General features: G+C 60.6%; 15 protein-coding genes and 1 tRNA gene. 7 read left to right on the top strand and 9 right to left on the bottom strand.

Annotated elements, in window-relative coordinates; all coding sequences use genetic code 11:
• Positions 1 to 187: 187 nt before the first annotated feature.
• Positions 188 to 415, bottom strand: a complete 228-nt coding sequence (locus tag GBB18_RS06980) for a hypothetical protein (protein ID WP_151641199.1) — start codon at positions 413 to 415, stop codon at positions 188 to 190.
• Between the two features lie 202 nt (positions 416 to 617).
• On the opposite strand from GBB18_RS06980, the gene GBB18_RS06985 reads away from it, so the two are divergent.
• From GBB18_RS06985 to GBB18_RS06995, 3 genes are all read left to right on the top strand, one after another.
• On the top strand, positions 618 to 1,202 hold the full coding sequence (locus GBB18_RS06985; RefSeq protein ID WP_151549624.1) for an alpha/beta hydrolase: 585 nt from the start codon (positions 618 to 620) through the stop codon (positions 1,200 to 1,202).
• Between the two features lie 104 nt (positions 1,203 to 1,306).
• Positions 1,307 to 2,575: a pyridoxal phosphate-dependent aminotransferase gene (locus GBB18_RS06990; protein ID WP_151641200.1), complete on the top strand. Its 1,269-nt coding sequence runs from the start codon at positions 1,307 to 1,309 to the stop codon at positions 2,573 to 2,575.
• A gap of 245 nt (positions 2,576 to 2,820) precedes the next feature.
• On the top strand, positions 2,821 to 4,128 hold the full coding sequence (locus tag GBB18_RS06995; RefSeq protein WP_225990259.1) for a YibE/F family protein: 1,308 nt from the start codon (positions 2,821 to 2,823) through the stop codon (positions 4,126 to 4,128).
• A gap of 7 nt (positions 4,129 to 4,135) precedes the next feature.
• On the opposite strand, the gene GBB18_RS07000 is transcribed toward GBB18_RS06995, so the two are convergent.
• The 6 genes from GBB18_RS07000 to dcd form a co-directional block, all read right to left on the bottom strand.
• On the bottom strand, positions 4,136 to 5,473 hold the full coding sequence (locus tag GBB18_RS07000; protein WP_192795961.1) for a UDP-glucose/GDP-mannose dehydrogenase family protein: 1,338 nt from the start codon (positions 5,471 to 5,473) through the stop codon (positions 4,136 to 4,138).
• Between the two features lie 152 nt (positions 5,474 to 5,625).
• The gene (locus GBB18_RS07005) at positions 5,626 to 6,564 is read right to left on the bottom strand and encodes an ABC transporter substrate-binding protein (protein WP_151549627.1); all 939 of its coding nucleotides are present in this window, start codon (positions 6,562 to 6,564) and stop codon (positions 5,626 to 5,628) included.
• Between the two features lie 448 nt (positions 6,565 to 7,012).
• A complete protein-coding gene (locus GBB18_RS07010) occupies positions 7,013 to 7,690 on the bottom strand; it encodes an ABC transporter permease (protein ID WP_151549628.1) in 678 nt (225 codons plus the stop codon).
• Positions 7,690 to 8,349 (bottom strand): ABC transporter permease, encoded by a 660-nt coding sequence (locus GBB18_RS07015; protein WP_151641202.1) that lies wholly within the window; start codon positions 8,347 to 8,349, stop codon positions 7,690 to 7,692. Before GBB18_RS07015 ends, GBB18_RS07010 begins: the two co-directional genes overlap by 1 nt.
• Positions 8,350 to 9,168: an ATP-binding cassette domain-containing protein gene (locus GBB18_RS07020; RefSeq protein WP_151641203.1), complete on the bottom strand. Its 819-nt coding sequence runs from the start codon at positions 9,166 to 9,168 to the stop codon at positions 8,350 to 8,352.
• A gap of 39 nt (positions 9,169 to 9,207) precedes the next feature.
• The gene (gene dcd / locus GBB18_RS07025; protein ID WP_151549631.1) at positions 9,208 to 9,771 is read right to left on the bottom strand and encodes a dCTP deaminase; all 564 of its coding nucleotides are present in this window, start codon (positions 9,769 to 9,771) and stop codon (positions 9,208 to 9,210) included.
• Between the two features lie 187 nt (positions 9,772 to 9,958).
• On the opposite strand from dcd, the gene GBB18_RS07030 reads away from it, so the two are divergent.
• Positions 9,959 to 10,032: transfer RNA gene (locus GBB18_RS07030), tRNA-Gly, on the top strand.
• A 938-nt stretch (positions 10,033 to 10,970) separates the two neighbouring features.
• Here GBB18_RS07030 and GBB18_RS07040 read toward each other — a convergent pair.
• Positions 10,971 to 11,510 (bottom strand): hypothetical protein, encoded by a 540-nt coding sequence (locus GBB18_RS07040; protein WP_151641204.1) that lies wholly within the window; start codon positions 11,508 to 11,510, stop codon positions 10,971 to 10,973.
• A gap of 509 nt (positions 11,511 to 12,019) precedes the next feature.
• Between GBB18_RS07040 and GBB18_RS07045 the strand changes: the two genes are divergently transcribed.
• The 3 genes from GBB18_RS07045 to GBB18_RS07055 all read left to right on the top strand — a co-directional run bounded on the left by GBB18_RS07045 (position 12,020) and on the right by GBB18_RS07055 (position 15,427).
• Positions 12,020 to 13,057, top strand: a complete 1,038-nt coding sequence (locus GBB18_RS07045; RefSeq protein WP_151641205.1) for an extracellular solute-binding protein — start codon at positions 12,020 to 12,022, stop codon at positions 13,055 to 13,057.
• Between the two features lie 161 nt (positions 13,058 to 13,218).
• The gene (locus GBB18_RS07050; protein WP_225990260.1) at positions 13,219 to 14,766 is read left to right on the top strand and encodes an iron ABC transporter permease; all 1,548 of its coding nucleotides are present in this window, start codon (positions 13,219 to 13,221) and stop codon (positions 14,764 to 14,766) included.
• Positions 14,759 to 15,427 (top strand): ABC transporter ATP-binding protein, encoded by a 669-nt coding sequence (locus GBB18_RS07055; protein ID WP_151641207.1) that lies wholly within the window; start codon positions 14,759 to 14,761, stop codon positions 15,425 to 15,427. The genes GBB18_RS07050 and GBB18_RS07055 overlap by 8 nt, the downstream gene beginning before the upstream one ends.
• Positions 15,428 to 15,463: 36 nt before the next feature.
• On the opposite strand, the gene GBB18_RS07060 is transcribed toward GBB18_RS07055, so the two are convergent.
• Positions 15,464 to 18,082, bottom strand: a complete 2,619-nt coding sequence (locus GBB18_RS07060) for an AMP-binding protein (RefSeq protein ID WP_151641208.1) — start codon at positions 18,080 to 18,082, stop codon at positions 15,464 to 15,466.
• Positions 18,083 to 18,298 lie beyond the last annotated feature (216 nt).

The raw sequence follows: 18,298 nt of genomic DNA on the forward strand, positions 1-18,298 counted from the left end.
CCCCAGCAGCCCCAGCAGCGCCCCGACCCGCAGCCCCGGCGGCTGCAACGCCGAAGGCAGCAGCACCCAAGGCCGCGGCTCCCCAGCCGGCGGTGCCCCAACCGGCGACGCCACAAGCAGCAGCGCCAACACCCGCAGTTCCGAAACCTGTGGCGCCGACTCCTGCAACACCGAAGGCCGCAACTCCTCAACCTGCTGTGCCCAGGGCAGCTACACCCCAAGCGGCAGCACCCAAGGCAGCTACTCCGCAACCCGCAGTACCCCAACCGGCGACGCCGAAAGCAGCAGCGCCAGCGCCCGCAGTTCCGAAACCTGCGGCGCCGACTCCTGCAACACCGAAGGCCGCAACTCCCAAGGCGGCAACGCCCCAAGCGGCGGTGCCCACGCCGGCCACGCCGAAGGCTGCAGTGCCCAAAGCCGCAACACCCAAGCCTGCAACCCCGAAGCCAGCAACTCCGCAACCAGCTGTCCCGCAGCCTGCGGTGCCCGCGCCTGCCGCCCCCACACCCGCCGTGCCACAACCGGTGACGGGCCGGGATGCGTCGACAAGCGCACAGCGCGACGACTCCGAGGACGGCACGGAGACATAGCCGAGGCGGCTGGGTACAGTCGTTGCTATGTCGCTCGAAACTGCCCAGCCGGTAGCCCCTATCCGCTCTGTCTACGCCCTCCACGGTTTCCATAGTTCGCCGCAGAAGCGTTTGTTTCAGTGGCTGAAGCTGGAGGGGATCATGCGCGGCGCCGTGCTGGATGCGGTGGCTTTTCCCTCCCCCGATGCGCCCGTGCCGAGCCAGTGGCAGGATGTGCTCGACCGGCAGCTGCCGGAACTCGATACCTCGATGGGGCTGGTGACGCATTCCCTCGGCGGGATCACGGCGCTGCGCTATCTCACGCGCGACACCTCTGAGTGGTCGCTGGGGACGTTGGTGCTTATTGCCCCCTTTGCCCGCCCCTATGAAGGCACACCTGCGGAGATCCGTGCCTTCTGCGAGGAGGTGGAGTGGGAGAAAATTCGTGACCGGGTCGCCTCTATCGCGGTGATTCGCTCCGATAATGACTCCCTCGTGCCCGCCGCAGCCAGCGATGAGGTGGCCGCCCATCTCGGCGTGGAACCCACCATCGTCGCAGGTGCCGGCCATTTCCGTGATAGTGAGAACGTGGTTCAGGTGCCCGAGATCCGCGACGCCGTGTTCCGTTCCTAACCCCTAGCGCTTATCGACGCCACCCTCCGTGACCATCGGCGATTCTGCCCCACAGATTCCCCGCAGCACTTTCCTGCGCCGGAGGCCAGTGGCATGATGGAACAATGAGCAATGACACCCATCAGCCCCGCGACGAGCGTCGCCCCGACGTGAAACGCCGCGAGTTCGACCAGTCCGAGAAACTCAAAGACGTCCTATATGAGATTCGCGGTCCGGTGGCGGCGGAGGCCGAGCGCCTCGAGATGGATGGTCACCGCATCCTGAAGCTGAACACCGGCAACCCCGCTGTGTTCGGTTTCGAAGCCCCGGACGTGATCATGCGCGACATGATTGCCGCACTGCCGAGTGCCCAAGGCTATTCCACCTCCAAGGGAGTGATCCCGGCGCGCCGCGCGATCGTGACGCGCTATGAGATGATCCACGGTTTCCCCGAGTTCGATGTCGACGATGTCTACTTGGGCAATGGTGTTTCCGAGCTGATCACCATGACCACCCAGGCGCTTTTGAATGATGGCGATGAGGTGCTCATCCCCTCCCCGGATTATCCCCTGTGGACGGCCGCCACCTCCCTCGCCGGCGGCACCCCGGTGCACTATCTGTGCGATGAGGAAAACGAGTGGCAGCCGTCGATCGAGGATATCGAGTCCAAGATCACGGAGAAGACCAAAGCGATCGTGGTGATCAACCCGAATAACCCCACGGGTGCGGTGTACTCCCGTGAGGTGCTGAATAAGATCGCCAACATCGCCCGCGAGCACCAGCTGCTGGTGCTGGCCGACGAGATCTACGATCGCATTCTCTATGAGGACGCCCAGCACATCTCCATTGCCTCCTTGTGCCCTGATCTGCTGTGCATCACCTACAATGGCCTGTCCAAGGCCTATCGCGTGGCCGGCTATCGCGCCGGCTGGATGGTGCTGACCGGCCCGAAGGATCACGCCGAGGGCTTCATCGAGGGCCTCGACCTGCTGGCGGGAACACGCCTGTGCCCGAATGTGCCTGCCCAGCACGCCATCCAGGTGGCGTTGGGCGGACGGCAGTCCATCTACTCCCTCACCGCGGAGGGCGGCCGGCTGCTGCGCCAGCGCAATGTGGCCTATGAGAAGCTCAACGAGATCCCCGGTATCTCCGTGGTCAAGCCCATGGGTGCGCTGTACGCGTTCCCGAAGATCGATCGCAATGTCTACGACATTCACGATGACACCAAGTTGATGCTGGATCTGCTGCGCAAGGAGAAGATCCTGATGGTGCAGGGCACCGGCTTTAACTGGCCGGAGCCCGATCACTTCCGCGTGGTCACTCTCCCCTGGCCCAGCGAGCTGGAGGAAGCGATCGACCGCCTCGGTAACTTCCTCGCCAGCTATAAGCAATAACGTCCGCGGCGGCCGCCTATCGCGGCGTCGCCTCTCGCCCCGTCCACTCCGCCGCGCGCGGGATGGGCGGGGTTGCTGCTGTCGGTGATTGTTCACCGGGGCGGCCCCGCCCACGCCGCGCTGCACTGGTGCGGGGTTATTTCCTGCACGGCAGGAAGGTAGTCTTTTCAACTATGGGCAGACACTCGCGGCACTCGGAATCCAAGCGATCAGCCAGCAGCGCCGGTAGCACGGCGCGGTTCAGCATGGCACAGAAGATCCTCGCTGGGGCTTTGGCGCTGACTGCACTATTGACAGTGATCGGCACCGTGCTGCTCTGGCCCTCCGCTGAGAAGCCGAGCATCGCTGAAGGGTTCAGCCTCTCCGTCCCGCTCGCACACAAGCAGGTCGATGGCACCGTCGCCGTGGTCCAAGAGGGGGCGTGTGATTCGCCCGGCTCAGGGCAGGTGTTTGAAACTGCCCCGGCGGCCGCTCCCGCCGCCCCCGCGGCGCCACCACCCGCACCCAATGGCCCCGCGGCGCCTGGGGCGCCGAGTCGTGATTCCGCCCGCCCCGTCGAACCGAACCACACCTGTACCCACTCGATCGTGGATCTCACCTCCGGCGATGACGCTGGGATGCGCACATTACTCATCACCAATAATCTGCCTGGCGATCCGGAGCTTAAAGTGGGCGACCAGATTCGCATGCTGGTTAACAACACCCCCACCGGTGGCACCCAGTATGCGTTCTCGGATTTTCAACGCGGGACCCCGATCCTCCTCTGGACGCTTCTCACCGCCCTCGGCTTTGTGATTATCGGCGGCTGGCGCGGCATGCGGGCGCTGGTGGGTCTGGGCGTGACCTTGGCCGGTATCGCCGTGTTCTTGCTGCCCAGCTTGCTGCGCGGCGGTGATCCGCTGTGGCTATCGGTGGTCACCGGCTCGCTCGTGTTGTTCATCGTGATCTACCTAGTACACGGTTTGAACTGGAAATCCTCGGCCGCCTTGGGTGGCACCCTCACGGCGTTGCTCATAGCAGCGCTGTTGGGCCGCTATGCGATTAGTACCACCGGTATTCGCGGCCTAGGCGATGAGGACAATCTGCTGATTCAGCTCTACCTGCCCGATGTGACGGTTCCGGGGTTGATGTTGTGCGGCTTCATCATCGGCGCATTGGGCGTGCTCAATGACGTGACCATTGCCCAAGCCTCCACGGTGAACGAGCTCTATGAGCTCAACCCGCGCAACACTCCGTGGCAGGTATTCACCTCCGCCATGCGGGTGGGGCGCGACCACATCGCCTCGATGGTCTACACCCTGGTGCTGTCCTATACCGGCGCGGCGCTGCCGCTGCTGCTGTTGCTCTCTGTGGCGGATCGCCCGCTGAGCAACACTCTCACCTCGGACATTATGTCCACCGAGCTCATGCGCTCTGCCGTGGGTGCCCTCGCCCTCTGCCTGGCGGTGCCGATCACCACCGGCATTGCGGCCTTGACAGTGGGGCCGCACCGCGAGGATGAGCAGAGCCGAGGCTACCAGGACGCTATCGCCGAGGAGGCCGCGAGCGCCTAGCGCCTCTTTATACCGATCCCGGCTCCAAGCTGGGGCGCCCCAGCGCATGCACGCTCCACCCTGCCGCCGCCCACGCCTGCCGATCCATCACATTGCGGCCATCGACTAGCCGTGGGGTGCGCACCATGGCTGCCGCCTCCCGCGGATCGAGCTCCATAAACTCCGGCCACTCAGTCGCCACCACCACGCAATCGGCGCCTGCCAGCGCCTCGCGCGCATCGGTGGAATAGTGCAACGTGGGAAAAATCGCGCGGGCATTATCCATGGCCTGCGGGTCATAGACACTCACTTCCGCCCCGCCCAGCGACAACGCACCCGCCACGGCGAGGGAAGGGGAATCGCGCACATCATCGCTGTGGGGTTTAAAGGCACAGCCGAGCACAGCGATATTCTGCCCGATCAGCGATCCGCCACATGCCCACTTGACTACCTGCACTAGGTGATCGCGGCGGCGCATGTTGATGGCATCGACCTCGCGCAAAAAGGTGAGCGCCTCATTGGCGCCGAGTTCGCCGGCGCGGGCCATGAAAGCGCGAATATCCTTCGGTAGGCAGCCGCCGCCGAATCCCAAACCGGCGTTCAAAAAACGCCGGCCAATGCGGTTATCGTAACCAAGCGCATCGGCCACGTCGGTGATGTCCGCACCCGCAACCTCACACACTTCAGAGACAGCGTTGATAAAGGAAATCTTGGTGGCAAGGAAGGCATTCGCCGCCACCTTCACCAATTCCGCCGTCGCCAGATCCGTAACAATCAACGGGGTGCCCGCTTCGAGGGCCTGGGCATATATTTCTTCCACCGCGGCGCGAGCCGAGGAATCAGGGCGCGCCATGCCGAGCACGATGCGATCCGGGGTGATGGTGTCGTGCACCGCATAGCCTTCCCGCAAAAACTCCGGATTCCAGCACACCTCCACGCGGGCGCGGTCCCCGGCGAGATCATCCGCCATTTTTTGCAGGCGCGCCGCGGTGCCCACTGGCACGGTTGATTTCCCGATCACCACATGATCGCCCTCGAGATGCGGCACCAGCTCACGCAGCACCCCCTCCACTGCCGAGGTATCGGCGGCAAAGGAGCCTTTGGCCTGTGGGGTGCCTACTGCGATGAAATGAACGTTCGCCTGGGCCGCCGCGCTCATGTCTGTGGAAAAGCGGAGCCGGTCATTGTCGATGGCGCGGCGCAGGATAGCCCCTAGCCCCGGCTCATAAAAGGGAGCTCGCCCCGCCGATAGTGCCGCGATCTTGTCTTCATCAATGTCCACGCCCACCACGGAAAAGCCAAGCTCTGCCATGCATGCCGCGTGCGTTGCCCCGAGATACCCGGTGCCCAGTACTGAGATGTTCATGAGTGTTATTCCTAGCTCAGGTGGGTAAACCACCGCTGACAGGGCGCTAGCCCGCGCATGAATGCTTGCTTACAAGCGTATTCCCCCATGTCACAGCACAAAGACCCTACCCCATGTGGCGGGGCAGGGTCTCAGGCAGGCATGGTGTGTATCTAGAACACTTCCTGAGTGTACTCACGTGCGATCTTCGCGGGATCCTCCTTATCGGGGCCCACATTGCGCTTATTCAGCTCAGTGAGTTTGTCCGTCGTGAGCGTGCGGTTGACCCACGCAATGGTCTCTCGCGCCTCGCGCCCCAGCCGTCCCTTGGCCATCAGCGGCACAATATTCTGCGGCAGGATCATACCCTTGGGGTCATCAAGCATCACCAAATCGATCTCCTCGCCCTCGCTATTAAGAACGGGGGAGGTGGTATAGATATCGGCGATCGTGGCCGCCCCATCGCTCAACGCCTTCACCGTCAGCGGGCCACCACCATCGGAGATGGCCTTGAATTCCATGGAGGATTCTTCCACGCCATAAATCTCGGCAAGCCCCTTCGGGCCATAAGGACGCTCGGCGAGCTCCGGGTTGCCCGCAACAATAATCTCCGGGACGGAGCGGAGATCCTCGAGGCTCTTCAAGTCATATTCCTGTGCCACCTCGGGGGTGACGCGATAGGAATCCTTCGACTGCGCCTCGGCGGCCTCGCCCACAGCGAGATTCTTGGGAGTTACCTCCTTCAACGCGTCGAGCACGTCCTCGCTGGACATGCCCACGGTCACAGCGTCCTCATCGCCAGCCAAGTACATCGCTAGGTTTCCGGAGTACTCGGGCACCAGGTCGATGGATCCTTCCTCGATTGCCTTGATGTAGACCTCGCGGGAGCCGATGCCGGATTTCACCTCGACATCGATGCTCTGCGTACGCAGCGCCTCCGCCCAGAGCTGTCCAATAAGCTCCGACTCCGGAAAGTTCGCTGTGCCGATAACGATGGTGCCGCGGTCTCGGTCCGAGTTCTTCTCGCGGTCCGAGTCCTGTCCATCGAGGGGATCATTGCCGGCTCCGCAGCCGGTTAGTACAAGGGCGGTCGCGCTCACGACAGCAGTCATGCTCGCAAAACGTGTATTGAAGTTCATCTGCTCTACCTTCTTTAATAATTCTCTTGTGGAGGGCTAACTACTTCCACAGTACTAAGTTCACCTGAGTGATGATCCCTGCACATGAGGGTTACACGCGCGACACAGTCGCACCTACGGTCACGTTGCGATACCCTGCGTCCACCGGCTGCGCGCACATAAAATGGATCTCTACCCACGGGGATATCGGTGACCGAGAAATGGAAGCCACGCCCGCCGCTGATAGACGGTGAACGAAATATTCATGCGCTCGCCACACTGCAGCACAACCGCTTAGTTTAACAGCCGCTGAGTTTTATTGTTAGAAAAATTACTTTTGAACGGCGCAGACTCGCCACGAAGCCACTACGGCTACGCGCGCGAGCAAGGGCGCCCTGCCAAACCTCGCCGTCTAAAGGTAGCGACGTACCGAGGTGACAACCTAGGTGCGCGGACGGGCAGTGCGTTGAACCACAGCAAGAAGCATGTCCACTATCCATGCCAGTGCAATCACCAGAATGGCTCCTGCGAGCATCTGCGGATAATCCCGCAGGGCCAAGCCGTCGATAAGCGGACGGCCGAGCCCGCCCAATCCGATATAGGCCGCTACCGTTGCGGTGGCGAGAACCTGAACGGTGGCGGAACGTATTCCTCCGATGATTGTGGGCAGCGCCAGCGGCAGATGCACGGCCCGTAGCGCCTGCCAAGGGGAATGCCCCATGGCTACAGCCGCATCCACCACACTGTGTTCGATGGCTGCGATACCGGAGTAGGCCCCCGCAACTACCGGCGGTACCGCGAGAATCACCAGCACGATCACCGCGGGAATCGTGGGCATAGAGATACCGAGGGGAATAATCAACGTCAGCCATGTGACAAGTCCCAGAGTCGGCAGCGCGCGCAACGCCCCCAGAGCGGCGACGATGCTGGTACCACTCCGGCCGGTACGGTGGGCGCGTACTCCCAACCAGATACCCACGGGCAACCCAATCGCGAGCGCGAACACCATGGTGAGCAGGGTGAGTTCCATATGCTCCAGCACCCGCACGCCAAAACCGGAGGATCCAGACCAATACTGAGCGCTGGTGATCTGTGCAAAAGCATCTGCTACAGGGTTCATTAGCCCACACCCCCTTGCTGGGAGGTACGCACCCATGGTGTGCTCATCCGACCGATAGCCACGATGATGAGATCAAAAACCACGGCCAGCACCACGGTGCCGATGACCCCTGCCAGAATCTCGGTGGGAAAGGCCCGCTGGAACCCATTGGTAAACAAGGTACCGAGAGACTGCACACCGATGAGCGCGCCTACCGAAATCAGCGAAATCGTGGAGGCAGACACCACCCGCAGCCCAGCTATCAGCACCGGCAATGCCAAGGGAAATTCCACCTGCAGCAGGCGCTGCCACCGGCTATACCCCATGGCTTCTGCAGCCTGAACCGGCGCCTCGGGCACCGAGGCGAAAGCATCTGTAGTACTACGAATCTGCAGGGCCAGCCCATAGAGAATCATCGCCACCACCACGTTCACTGGCGATAGCACCGAAGTTCCCAAGATCAACGGCATCACGATAAAGAGCGCCAAACTTGGCACCGCATAGAGCAACCCCACGGCACCGATGAGAAGCTCCCGCGCGGCTGGATAGGACCGCTGCCAAAAGCCAAAAGGCAACGCCAACACAAAACTGGCCACAATCGCCGGCAGCGCCAACATTGCATGCTGGCCTGCGAGGCCCGCGATATAGCCCACATTATCCACTATCCATGACAGACTCATCTATCCCACGATCCCTTGGACCCGGCCGAGGTGATCTACCACGATCTGCTGCCCATCACGCTGCTCAATGTGCACCGTGTTGGTATGCATGCCTAGGAAGTTTTTCACAAACTCATCAGCGGGCTCACGCACGATCTCTGTGGGGGTGCCTACCTGCGCGATCTCCGCAGAGGTACGCAGCACTACCACCTGATCTCCCAGCGCAATAGCCTCCTGCATATCGTGGGTGACCAGCACAATCGTCTTATGCAAGCGTTGCTGTAGATCAAGCAACTGGTCTTGCAGCTCCCGCCGCACCAGCGGATCCACAGCACCAAAGGGCTCATCCATGAGCAAGATAGCGGGGTCGTGGGCCAGCGCCCGCGCAACACCCACACGCTGCGCTTGTCCGCCCGAGAGCTCACTCGGGTAGCGGTCGAGCAATCCTGTGTCCAAGCCGAGCAGCGTCAATAGCGGCCCAGCGAGTTCTCGCCCTTCGCTTTTCGACGCCCCCTCGAGGCGCGGCACCGTGGCGATATTATCCGCAATCGTTCGGTGGGGGAGCAGACCCGAAGCCTGCATGACATAACCGATGGAGCGTCGCAGCTCGACGGGGTCATGATCTGCCACCGAGTTGCCGTCGATAAGCACCCGACCGCTGGTGGGCGTGACCATGCGATTAATCATGCGCAACAAGGTCGTTTTTCCAGAACCGGAGGAACCCACAAAAACGGTGGTTTTGTCGCTCGGGATCGATAGCGAGAAGTTACTGACCGCGGGGGCGGTGTTATCCCCCTCACGGGCTGGGTAGGTTTTAGTGACGTTCTCGAACGTGATCATAGAGTCCTCGTGCTAGCGCACGCGCCGTGTGGGCGCGGCCTAGCGGAAGTTTAAGTATGCCTTCGACGGCGTTGGCCCGCGTTGCCCCTGGTATTTAGAGCCGAGCGCACTCGAACCATAGGGCACATCGGCGGGCGAGGTCATCTTAAATAACGCTAACTGTCCCACTTTCATTCCCGGCCACAGCATGATCGGCAGATTGGCCACATTGGACAACTCGAGGGTGATGTGCCCATCAAAACCGGGGTCGATAAAGCCGGCGGTGGAGTGGGTGAGCAGACCCAAGCGGCCTAAGGAGGATTTTCCTTCGAGCCGCCCTGCGAGATCGCTCGGTAGCCGGAAACGCTCCAGCGTGGCACCCAGCACAAACTCGCCGGGGTGCAGCACGAAGGGCTCATCCTCCTCGACCTCGACCAAACTCGTCAGCTCATCCTGCTGCAGCTTTGGGTCGATATGCGTGTACCTCGAGTTATTGAAGACACGGAAGAAACGATCCATGCGCACGTCAATGGACGAGGGCTGAACAAGCGTCTCGTCATAGGGGGTAATCCCCAATGCCTGTGAATCGATGGCGGCGCGAATGTCATGGTCAGAAAGAAGCACGTTCGCAAGTGTAGCGGGTACGCGGCACAGAAGTCAGAAAAATAGCGGCCCGCTCCGACCACGGCAGTTGGTGGAACCATAAAACGTGGTGCTACACTGTGAGCTTGCAACTCAGGTATGGGAAGGCAGATGCGCGGTCTATATGCGGCCGGTATTCGCACTACGCCACACCCCGCCGAGCAGCACTGCCGATGTAGTTCAATGGTAGAACATCAGCTTCCCAAGCTGAATACGCGGGTTCGATTCCCGTCATCGGCTCCACATAAACACCCCATTGTGATACCCCGCCTGGTTTGGCCGGACGGCGTATCGGAAGGGGTGTTTTTTGCTTGTTGCGGCCGGTTCCCTAGCGCTGGTACGGCACCCGCTATATCGGCGTGTTGGCCCGCTGGGCGCATACAGATACACCGAATGTGCACGGCATTGTTACCTAGCTGGCCTATCGTGGTGACAATGTAGCCTAGATGTATCACCACGCCTCCGGCGCAGATTACTCCACACATGGGTGAGGAACGATGATGCAGGAAACGATGACATGGCCCTCATTGAGATAACTGAGAGGACGGCTGATCATCCTCCTCGGTGCCATTGCTATGGTGTGCGGCTGTGCGAATAACGATGCTCCTATGCACTCTGAAAAGATCGTCGACTGGACGAAATATGAGGTCACCGGGGCCAATGAGGTGACTTTCACTGTCACCACCGGCGATCCGAAATGTTTTGGACTTCGAAGCGCAGTGAAGGAATCTCAGGATTCTCTCGAGGTGGCAATCGTAGAGGGTATTCGCCCGAACCCACCGAAACAATGCACCGCAGTAGGTCGGATCGAAGAAATTAGTGTGACGACTGAATTTCCAGCACGCAGCTTGGACATTCGCACTATGCCACCGGAGGAAGTCGGACTTAATAATCAACCATCGTGGGAGTACACCACCAATGGACTACACCGGTGTAGCTCATGCACTGTGCGGGATATGCCTACATGACCATCGGGTTCTTCGCGGAGAATACAGCCCCTTCTTTTCCTCAGCATGTCTCCGCTATCGATTTTTCTTGGAGTTCTTATCAGTGCTCTAGTTGCCTACCGTAGGTGCGATAGCGCCGGATGGCCGGGGGAACTATTCCTTGCCATAGGCACACGGGCGGCGAAGCCGCGGCGGCGTGCCGGCGGCTCACACCTCATCTTCTCTGTACGTAATTTATGTCCCCTCGCACAGGTACGCATGCTGAATTTGGTCCGCTGTTAAGCCCAGATCCTCCAGATGTGCACGGCTATAGCAGCTGAAGTCATTGTCATCCTTGCCATCTGGGTTGATCGTGTGCCACGAGTCCCCGCTCCAGTGGGCAATGTGCACAGACCCCGTGTTCGGCCTCCCATAACGGGCAAAACTCTCATCGCAATACAGCACGCTCAGACCCCCTACCCAGTCCACGTCTGCGCGTAGCTTGTCCATGTCACACCTCTGGGCAAGAGAGATAGTGGGTTCGCCTTCCGCCTCCTGCTGCGCCTGCTGCTCCTGCTGCACACTAGTGCTGGCCGGTGCGGCAGAGCTGCGGCTACGAGCACTCGTTTCGGTGATAGTTTCCGTGACGGTGACAGACTCGGCCGCAGACTCGGCCCCAGACTCGGAGACAGTCGAGTCTTCAGAGGAGGACGGCAAGGCGGAGCAGCCGGCCATAAGTATGAGCGCGCTACCGCCGCCAAGGATGGTTTTCCAGACAGGAGAAATGCTCAGCATGATCTCAGCTTAAAGTCCCGAGCCGGCATATGCCCCACATACGGCGTCATCATTTCCCACGTGCATCGTGAAAGCAACTACTCGACACAGAGCCAGGAATAACGCAGCGCGACACGTCACCCCAGATGGCACATTCCGCACATACACTTACCCGCATTGGGGACATGTCCCTATTGTTTTTCTCGCCCTCATCTACCCCCGTATGGCAGCACTTCGGAGCACCCTGAGCGCCACACACGGCACTCAGTGGCAAAAAACACACATATGCATGCCTAACCTCGCCACCAGCACAAATATTTCTGGCAGACGCAGCATTTCTCGCGCTACAGACCTATATGCTTAGGCTAACAGTTCCTCTTGCAGGGAATATGGCAAGCCTTTGCTATTATCTAAGACGCCCATGTGGGACTCTTATATATCCCACATTTTGTACGCCGCGCGCAGGCCTATCAATGTGGCCGCAATCGTCACATGGACACGCTAAGCGCACAACCCTAAGGAACGACCATATGCGCCGTTTAACCGCCACCATCGTCGCCGCTGCGGTGGGCCTCTCGCTGGCCAGCTGCTCCAGCGGAGGTGACGCCCCCGAAGAGTTCGATAAGGACTCTCCCGATGTTGTGAATGTCTACTCCTCCCGCCACTATGACGTGGACAAGGAGATCTACGATCGCTTCGAAAAAGACACCGGCATCGAAATCAACGTTGTTGAGGGCAAAGCTGACGAGCTGATCGAGCGCGTCAAGCGTGAGAAGTCCAATCCTGCGGCTGACGTGTTCCTCACCGTGGGTGCCGAGTCTCTCTTCCCGCTCAACGAGGAAGGTGTTCTCGGTGACTCCATGACCCCCAAGATCGAGAAGTCGATCCCCGAGAACTTCCGCGGCGACAACTGGATGGGCATTGTTTCCCGTGCCCGCGTGATCGCCTACAACAAGGAGACCGTGGATCCGGAAGAGCTCACCACCTACGAGTCAATTACCGACCCGAAGTTCAAGGGCAAGGTACTCTCCCGCTCGTCCAGCTCCTCCTATAACCAGGCTCTGCTGTCCTCCTTCGTCGCCCTGAACGGCGAGGATGAGGCCAAGGAGTGGGCTCAGGGCGTGGTGGATAACTTCGCTCGCGACCCCAAGGGCAATGACCGCGACCAGGCCAAGGCAGTGGTTGCAGGCGAGGGCGACGTCGCCATCATGAACTCTTACTACTGGGCACTGATGAACCGTTCCTCCGATCCCGAAGAGCGGAAGGTGGCGGAGAAGATCGGGCTTGCTTTCCCCGAGAACACTCACCTGAACATTAGCTACGCCTCGGTCATCGATGGTGCGAAGCACGCGGACAACGCCAAGACCTTCCTCGAGTTCCTGGCCAGCCCAGAGATCCAAGAACTGATCGCTGAGGAGAACGGCGAATTCCCGCTGAACCCGGAGGCCAAGCTTCCTGAGATCCAGGCATCCTGGGGCGAATTCAGCCCGCAGGATCTCGACTTCGCCACCTTCGGTAAGGAACGGCCCATCGCTACCCGCATCTTCGATGAGGTTGGTTGGAAGTAGCGTTCCGCCTCTCCACTCTTGTAGATAGAAAGCCGGAGTAAGTGACGGCCAAACGATTCGTGCCTGCCCGCGGGCAGGCACCCTGGCTCATGCTGAGCCTCACGGTAGTAGCACTTATGCTACTACCGCTTCTTGGCATTTTGTCAGGCCTTCTTTCCCCTGTGTCCGACACCTGGCGGCATATTCAGAGCACGCTGCTTCTGGGCTACATCAAGGAAACCACCGTCGTGGTCATCGGCGTGCTGCTGATTACCTGCTCACTGGCGTCCGCGCTCGCGTGGTTTATCACTGCCACTGAGTTCCCCGGCCGGAGGTTCCTCAGCATCGCCCTCGTGGTGCCGCTGGCAATCCCGCCCTATATCGGTGGTTACACCTATGTGTCCATGACCAGCTACACAGGAACCATTCAGGTATTTGCCCGCGAAAGACTGGGCATCACCATCCCGCCGTCGCTGATGGACATTCAAAATGTGCCCGGCGCCATCGTGATGTTTTCGCTCTTCCTCTACCCCTATGTGTATCTGGTGGTGCGAGCCTTTTTGGATCGGCAAGCCGGGGGACTCATCGAAGCCAGCCGCATGCTGGGGGCGGGCCCCATTCGCACCTATTTTCAGATCATTCTGCCGTTGACACGCAATGCCGTGATCGCGGGCGCCACGCTCGTGGCCTTTGAGGTGCTCTCGGACTATGGCCTCTCGCAGTACTTCGGGCTGAATGTCTTTACCACCGCCATCTTTAAGAGCTGGCTGGGTTTTCAGGACGTGAATTCGGCGCTGAAACTCGCGGGCATTCTATTGCTGGTAGTCACGATAATCAGCGTCGGCGAGAAAATGATGCGCGGCTCCCGCTCCGCGGCCTATTCCTCGGGCCGAGTCACGCCCATTACTCGCCGCACCCTGCAGGGCCCCAGCAAGTGGCTGGCCATGCTACTGGGCTGGGGAACATTAGCGTTTGCCCTGATCATCCCCGTGGCACAGATGACCTATTGGGCCATTCTCTCGCTGCCCAATATCCGCACCGAGGGGCTGCTCGAGGATGCGATCACCACCGTGTGGGTTGCCGGCATCGGCGCGGCGCTAACCACTGTCTTCGCGATCATTGTGGCTAATAACCAGCGCCTGTGGCCCTCGCGGGTCTCGCGCTTTTTGGCCCGCATCACGGTGATGGGATACTCGGTGCCCTCCACGGTGATCGCCTTGGCGATCTTGTCGGTGGCACTGTGGATCGACGCTCACTCACCGCTGCAACTCATGCTCTCACCGACGATCGTGATTGTGGCCTATGTGATCCGCTACCTGGCGGTAAGTATGCAATCGGTGGAATCCGGTTTCGAGCGCACCGGCGTGCGCTTCCACGAATCCGCCCGCATGCTGGGCACCGGCCCGACGCGAGCATTCTTCCGCGTGGACATGCCCATGATCTCCACCGCCCTAGTGGGAGCTTTCCTCTTGGCGTTCATTGACATGGTGAAGGAGCTGGCGATCGTGCTGATCCTGCGCCCCTTCAACTTCTCTACCCTCGCCACGCGCGTCTTTGAGTATGCCAATGATGAGAAGATCCCGGAGAGCTCTCTGGCCTCGCTCATGATTGTTCTCATCGCCGCCTTGCCGCTGCTGCTGTTGTTGTGGCGACAAAAAACCACAACAGCACCCAGCGAAAAAGACAGCCCCGCTTCTGCCGCACAGCTTGAAGGGTCTACCCATGACTAATACTTCCTCATGCCCCACGATCACACTGCGCGATGTGTGCTTCAGCTATCCCGGGTCTGAGACTCGGCAGTTGGATAATTTCAATCTCGAAGCCCCCGCTGGGGAATGCACCGCGCTCTTAGGGCCTAGTGGCTGCGCCAAAACAACGGCGCTGCGCCTGATCGCGGGCCTCGAGCAGCCCAGCTCGGGATCGGTGTATATGGATGAGACCCTGCTGGCAGGCCCGGGGGTATTTGTGCCCCCAGAAAAGCGCGCCATTGGCTTGGTATTCCAAGACTATGCGCTCTTTCCGCACCTCACGGTGCGCGCCAATATCGCCTTCGGTCTGCGCAAGATGAACCGCGCAGACGCCAAGGACCGAGTGCAGGCCATGCTCGCCGCGGTCGGGCTTGAGGGCTACGACAAGCGCTACCCGCACGAGCTTTCTGGTGGGCAGCAGCAGCGCGTGGCGCTGGCGCGTGCCCTCGCCCCCTCGCCGCGGGTGCTGCTATTGGATGAGCCCTTCTCTAATCTCGACACCGCCCTCCGCGGCCAGGTGCGCGATGAGGTAGCCGCCATCATCGAACAGTGCAGCGTCACCAGCGTGTTGGTCACCCACGACGAGCAAGACTCCGCCCGTCTCGCCCAGCACACGGTGCGCATGACGCCCGTGGGGAGCTAAGCCTCGAGGGACGCGTCGATAAGCGGCGCAGTGACCTTAGACTATCCACCGCTGCGCGAGCCACGCCACCACGCTTGTCGACGCCTTCCACAGCACAATGCCCGCGAGGAAGCAGAGCGGCACCGTGATGAACTCGCTCAAGGGCTGAGCCAGAATGTCGAACTGGATCAGATAGATATACAGCGACGCCGAGGCGATCAGCCCCACTGGGCGCACGATCGCGCATGGTACCGGCAGGCGCACCTCGGAGAGCAGAATCGCGCTCACCACCATCACATACACCCACTGGGTGACGTGCTCGAAAAGCGTGACCGAGCCGGCCACGAGAATGGTCGCCGCGAGGAGCTTCTGCCGGCGGCTGCGCGCCTGCGAGATCATGATGCCGGCAGCAATGAACCACATCGCTCCCGGCGGCTCAAAACGGGTCTGCACGATATCCCACGCCCCGACGGCGAAACGCAAAATGAGAAATACGCCAGTGAGCACACAAGCTGTCACGAAAGGCTCGTGGCGATAGCGGCGATACACCGTTGGAATGGACAGCAGTCCCATGATCAGAATCAAGCCCAGTACATAGGACTCGATAAACCACAGGGATCCACTTGCGCCCTCACTGGGGCGCCACCAGTGGATAAAGAGCAGGTTACTCAGACCATATCTGTCAGTGGTGGCCATGCCCACTAGCACCAACAGCACTGTCGGCAGTACCACCGCTAGGAGAGAGCGGGCCGTGGCACGCAGTCGCGATACGGCGCTCAGCACAGTAAGGCCAAAGGTACCCAAGGCCACACCGGCGATCACCAAGAGGGAGTGGGCACCGCCCATCATGAAGGTAAAGGTGGTGGCGTGGCCCAGCACGATGGTCACAGCACAGATGGCGCGCAGTACCAGCGAGGAATCAAGCCAGATGAGCGAGGACGGCTCCGCGCGCTCGGCACTACGGCGCGCAACTACGGACGCTGCTGGGCTGTGCTGAGAATCTGCATCGTCAAGTAGCTCTGCGAGGGGAATGTGGTGCCAGCCGGTGGGCAACTCCACCCCGGCGTGAGCGAAAGCCATGGCCACTGGCACAAAGCTCATGGAACTGCCGCCGTTGTCAACGAAAGAGAGATCGCGGCGCACCGCACTCGGCACGGTACCGAGGGCCTGGGCGATGTTCTCGATCACCGACTCCACACCCGCGACGCTGAGCGCACCTGCGCTCATAGTGGGCTGTGTTCCAGTGTCCTGGTGAGGGCATGCGGCGGCATCGGCCAGCTCCGTGCAGCGGCGGCGGTCAAGTTTGCCATTATCGATCAGAGGGAAGGTGGGCAGGACCACCACGCGCACGAAGATCGGACTCAGCCCAGTGCGGGAGCAGAGCTCTCTTTTGATCTCCTCAGCATCGGGTTGCGCGTGCGAGGTTTGTTCATCGACCGCCACGCGCAGGGCGGTATCATCGCCGGTCACACAGGCGGTGAGGCCCGCTTCGGCGAGCCAACCGCGCACGTGCTCGCAGGAAATGCGCAGGCCCGCGAGTTTCACAAAGTCAGAGGATCGCCCCGTAATGCGCAAGATCTCATCCGTTGTGGGCGAATCCACCTGCACCAGCTCACCCAAATCACCGGTGTGGAGCTCCTCAATAGTGCGGCCGGTGTGTAGATCAGCAAGGTTCTCGGCGTAGCCGAGCATCACCGATGGGCCACTAAAGATGAGTTCTCCGGACTCACTGATCCGCATGGAATGCCCGACCAACGGCGCGCCGGCCGCCTCTGGATAGTCAGCCATGAGCTCCTGCGGCATGATACTCATGCGGGCGGTGGCCTCGGTTTGGCCATACATCACTCGGAAGTCTGTATCGTGCTCAGCCAAAAAGCTGTGCCACCACTGCACATCAGCTTTATCCAACTTTCCACCGGCCTGGTACACCAGACGAAGATCCGTCAAGCAGTGGCCGCCATCGGCGGTACGCAGCACCTGCAGCATGTGCGGCACGACGCCCACATTGCTCACCCCATAGCGCCGCAGCATTTCACCGAAGCCAGGATCCGCCACCGAGCACTCCTCCACAGCAATACTCGCCCCGCAGGCAAGGTGAGAATTCAGTACAGACAGCCCGAAGGAATAGTGCAGTGGCAGCAACGTGATAGCGCGGTCCTCAGCATGAAGTCCCAGCCCCTGCACAATGGCGTGAGCATTCGCCCGCAGGTTCTCCAAGCTCAATTTCACGAGCTTTTTCGCTCCCGTGGAACCCGAGGTAGACAAGAGCACCGCGATATCGGAGTGTAGGGGCTCGCCATCCTGTTGCTGCTGCGGCACTAGCTGGCCCGTGGCGGGATCGATGCTGGCTGCGGGACAATAGGTGCGCAGAATCTCCGCATAGGGGTCGTCATCAGCATCGGCACAAGCTCCAGCCGTGTCTGCAGTAAGCAGAATCGGCATCTTCGCCGCAAGCGCCGCGAGATAGGCCACCACAGCTTCACAGGTAGGACGGAAAGAGAGGTGCAGCAGAGTGCCGGGCTCATAGCGCTGCAGGAATTCCTCCGCGCGCCGCTGTGTCGCATCCTCGAGCTCGCGGTAGGTGAGATCACCGGAACTCGTGCGCAAGGCAATATCGGTGGAGCGGTACGATCCAACAACTCCTTCCAGCAGCGGCGCAGTGCGTGCGAGGGACACATAATCTCCTTCCACCGTGCCCCTGCCTACCCCACCCAGGTCAGCACAGGGCGACGCGCTGGAGCATAAGAGAGGCACCCAGCTAGTTCTCAGTCAACCCTAAAATAAACTAGGTTAGGCGTCCCTACATAAAAGTGTGGAGGAGGTTACACATCTACACCCAACAGCCCCCGCCGTTTACGAACGTCTCAGCATGTCACAGGCGTCCACCCCAGC

The sequence above is a fragment of the Corynebacterium sp. 11A genome (genome assembly GCF_008930935.1).
Classification (GTDB): domain Bacteria; phylum Actinomycetota; class Actinomycetes; order Mycobacteriales; family Mycobacteriaceae; genus Corynebacterium; species Corynebacterium megadyptis.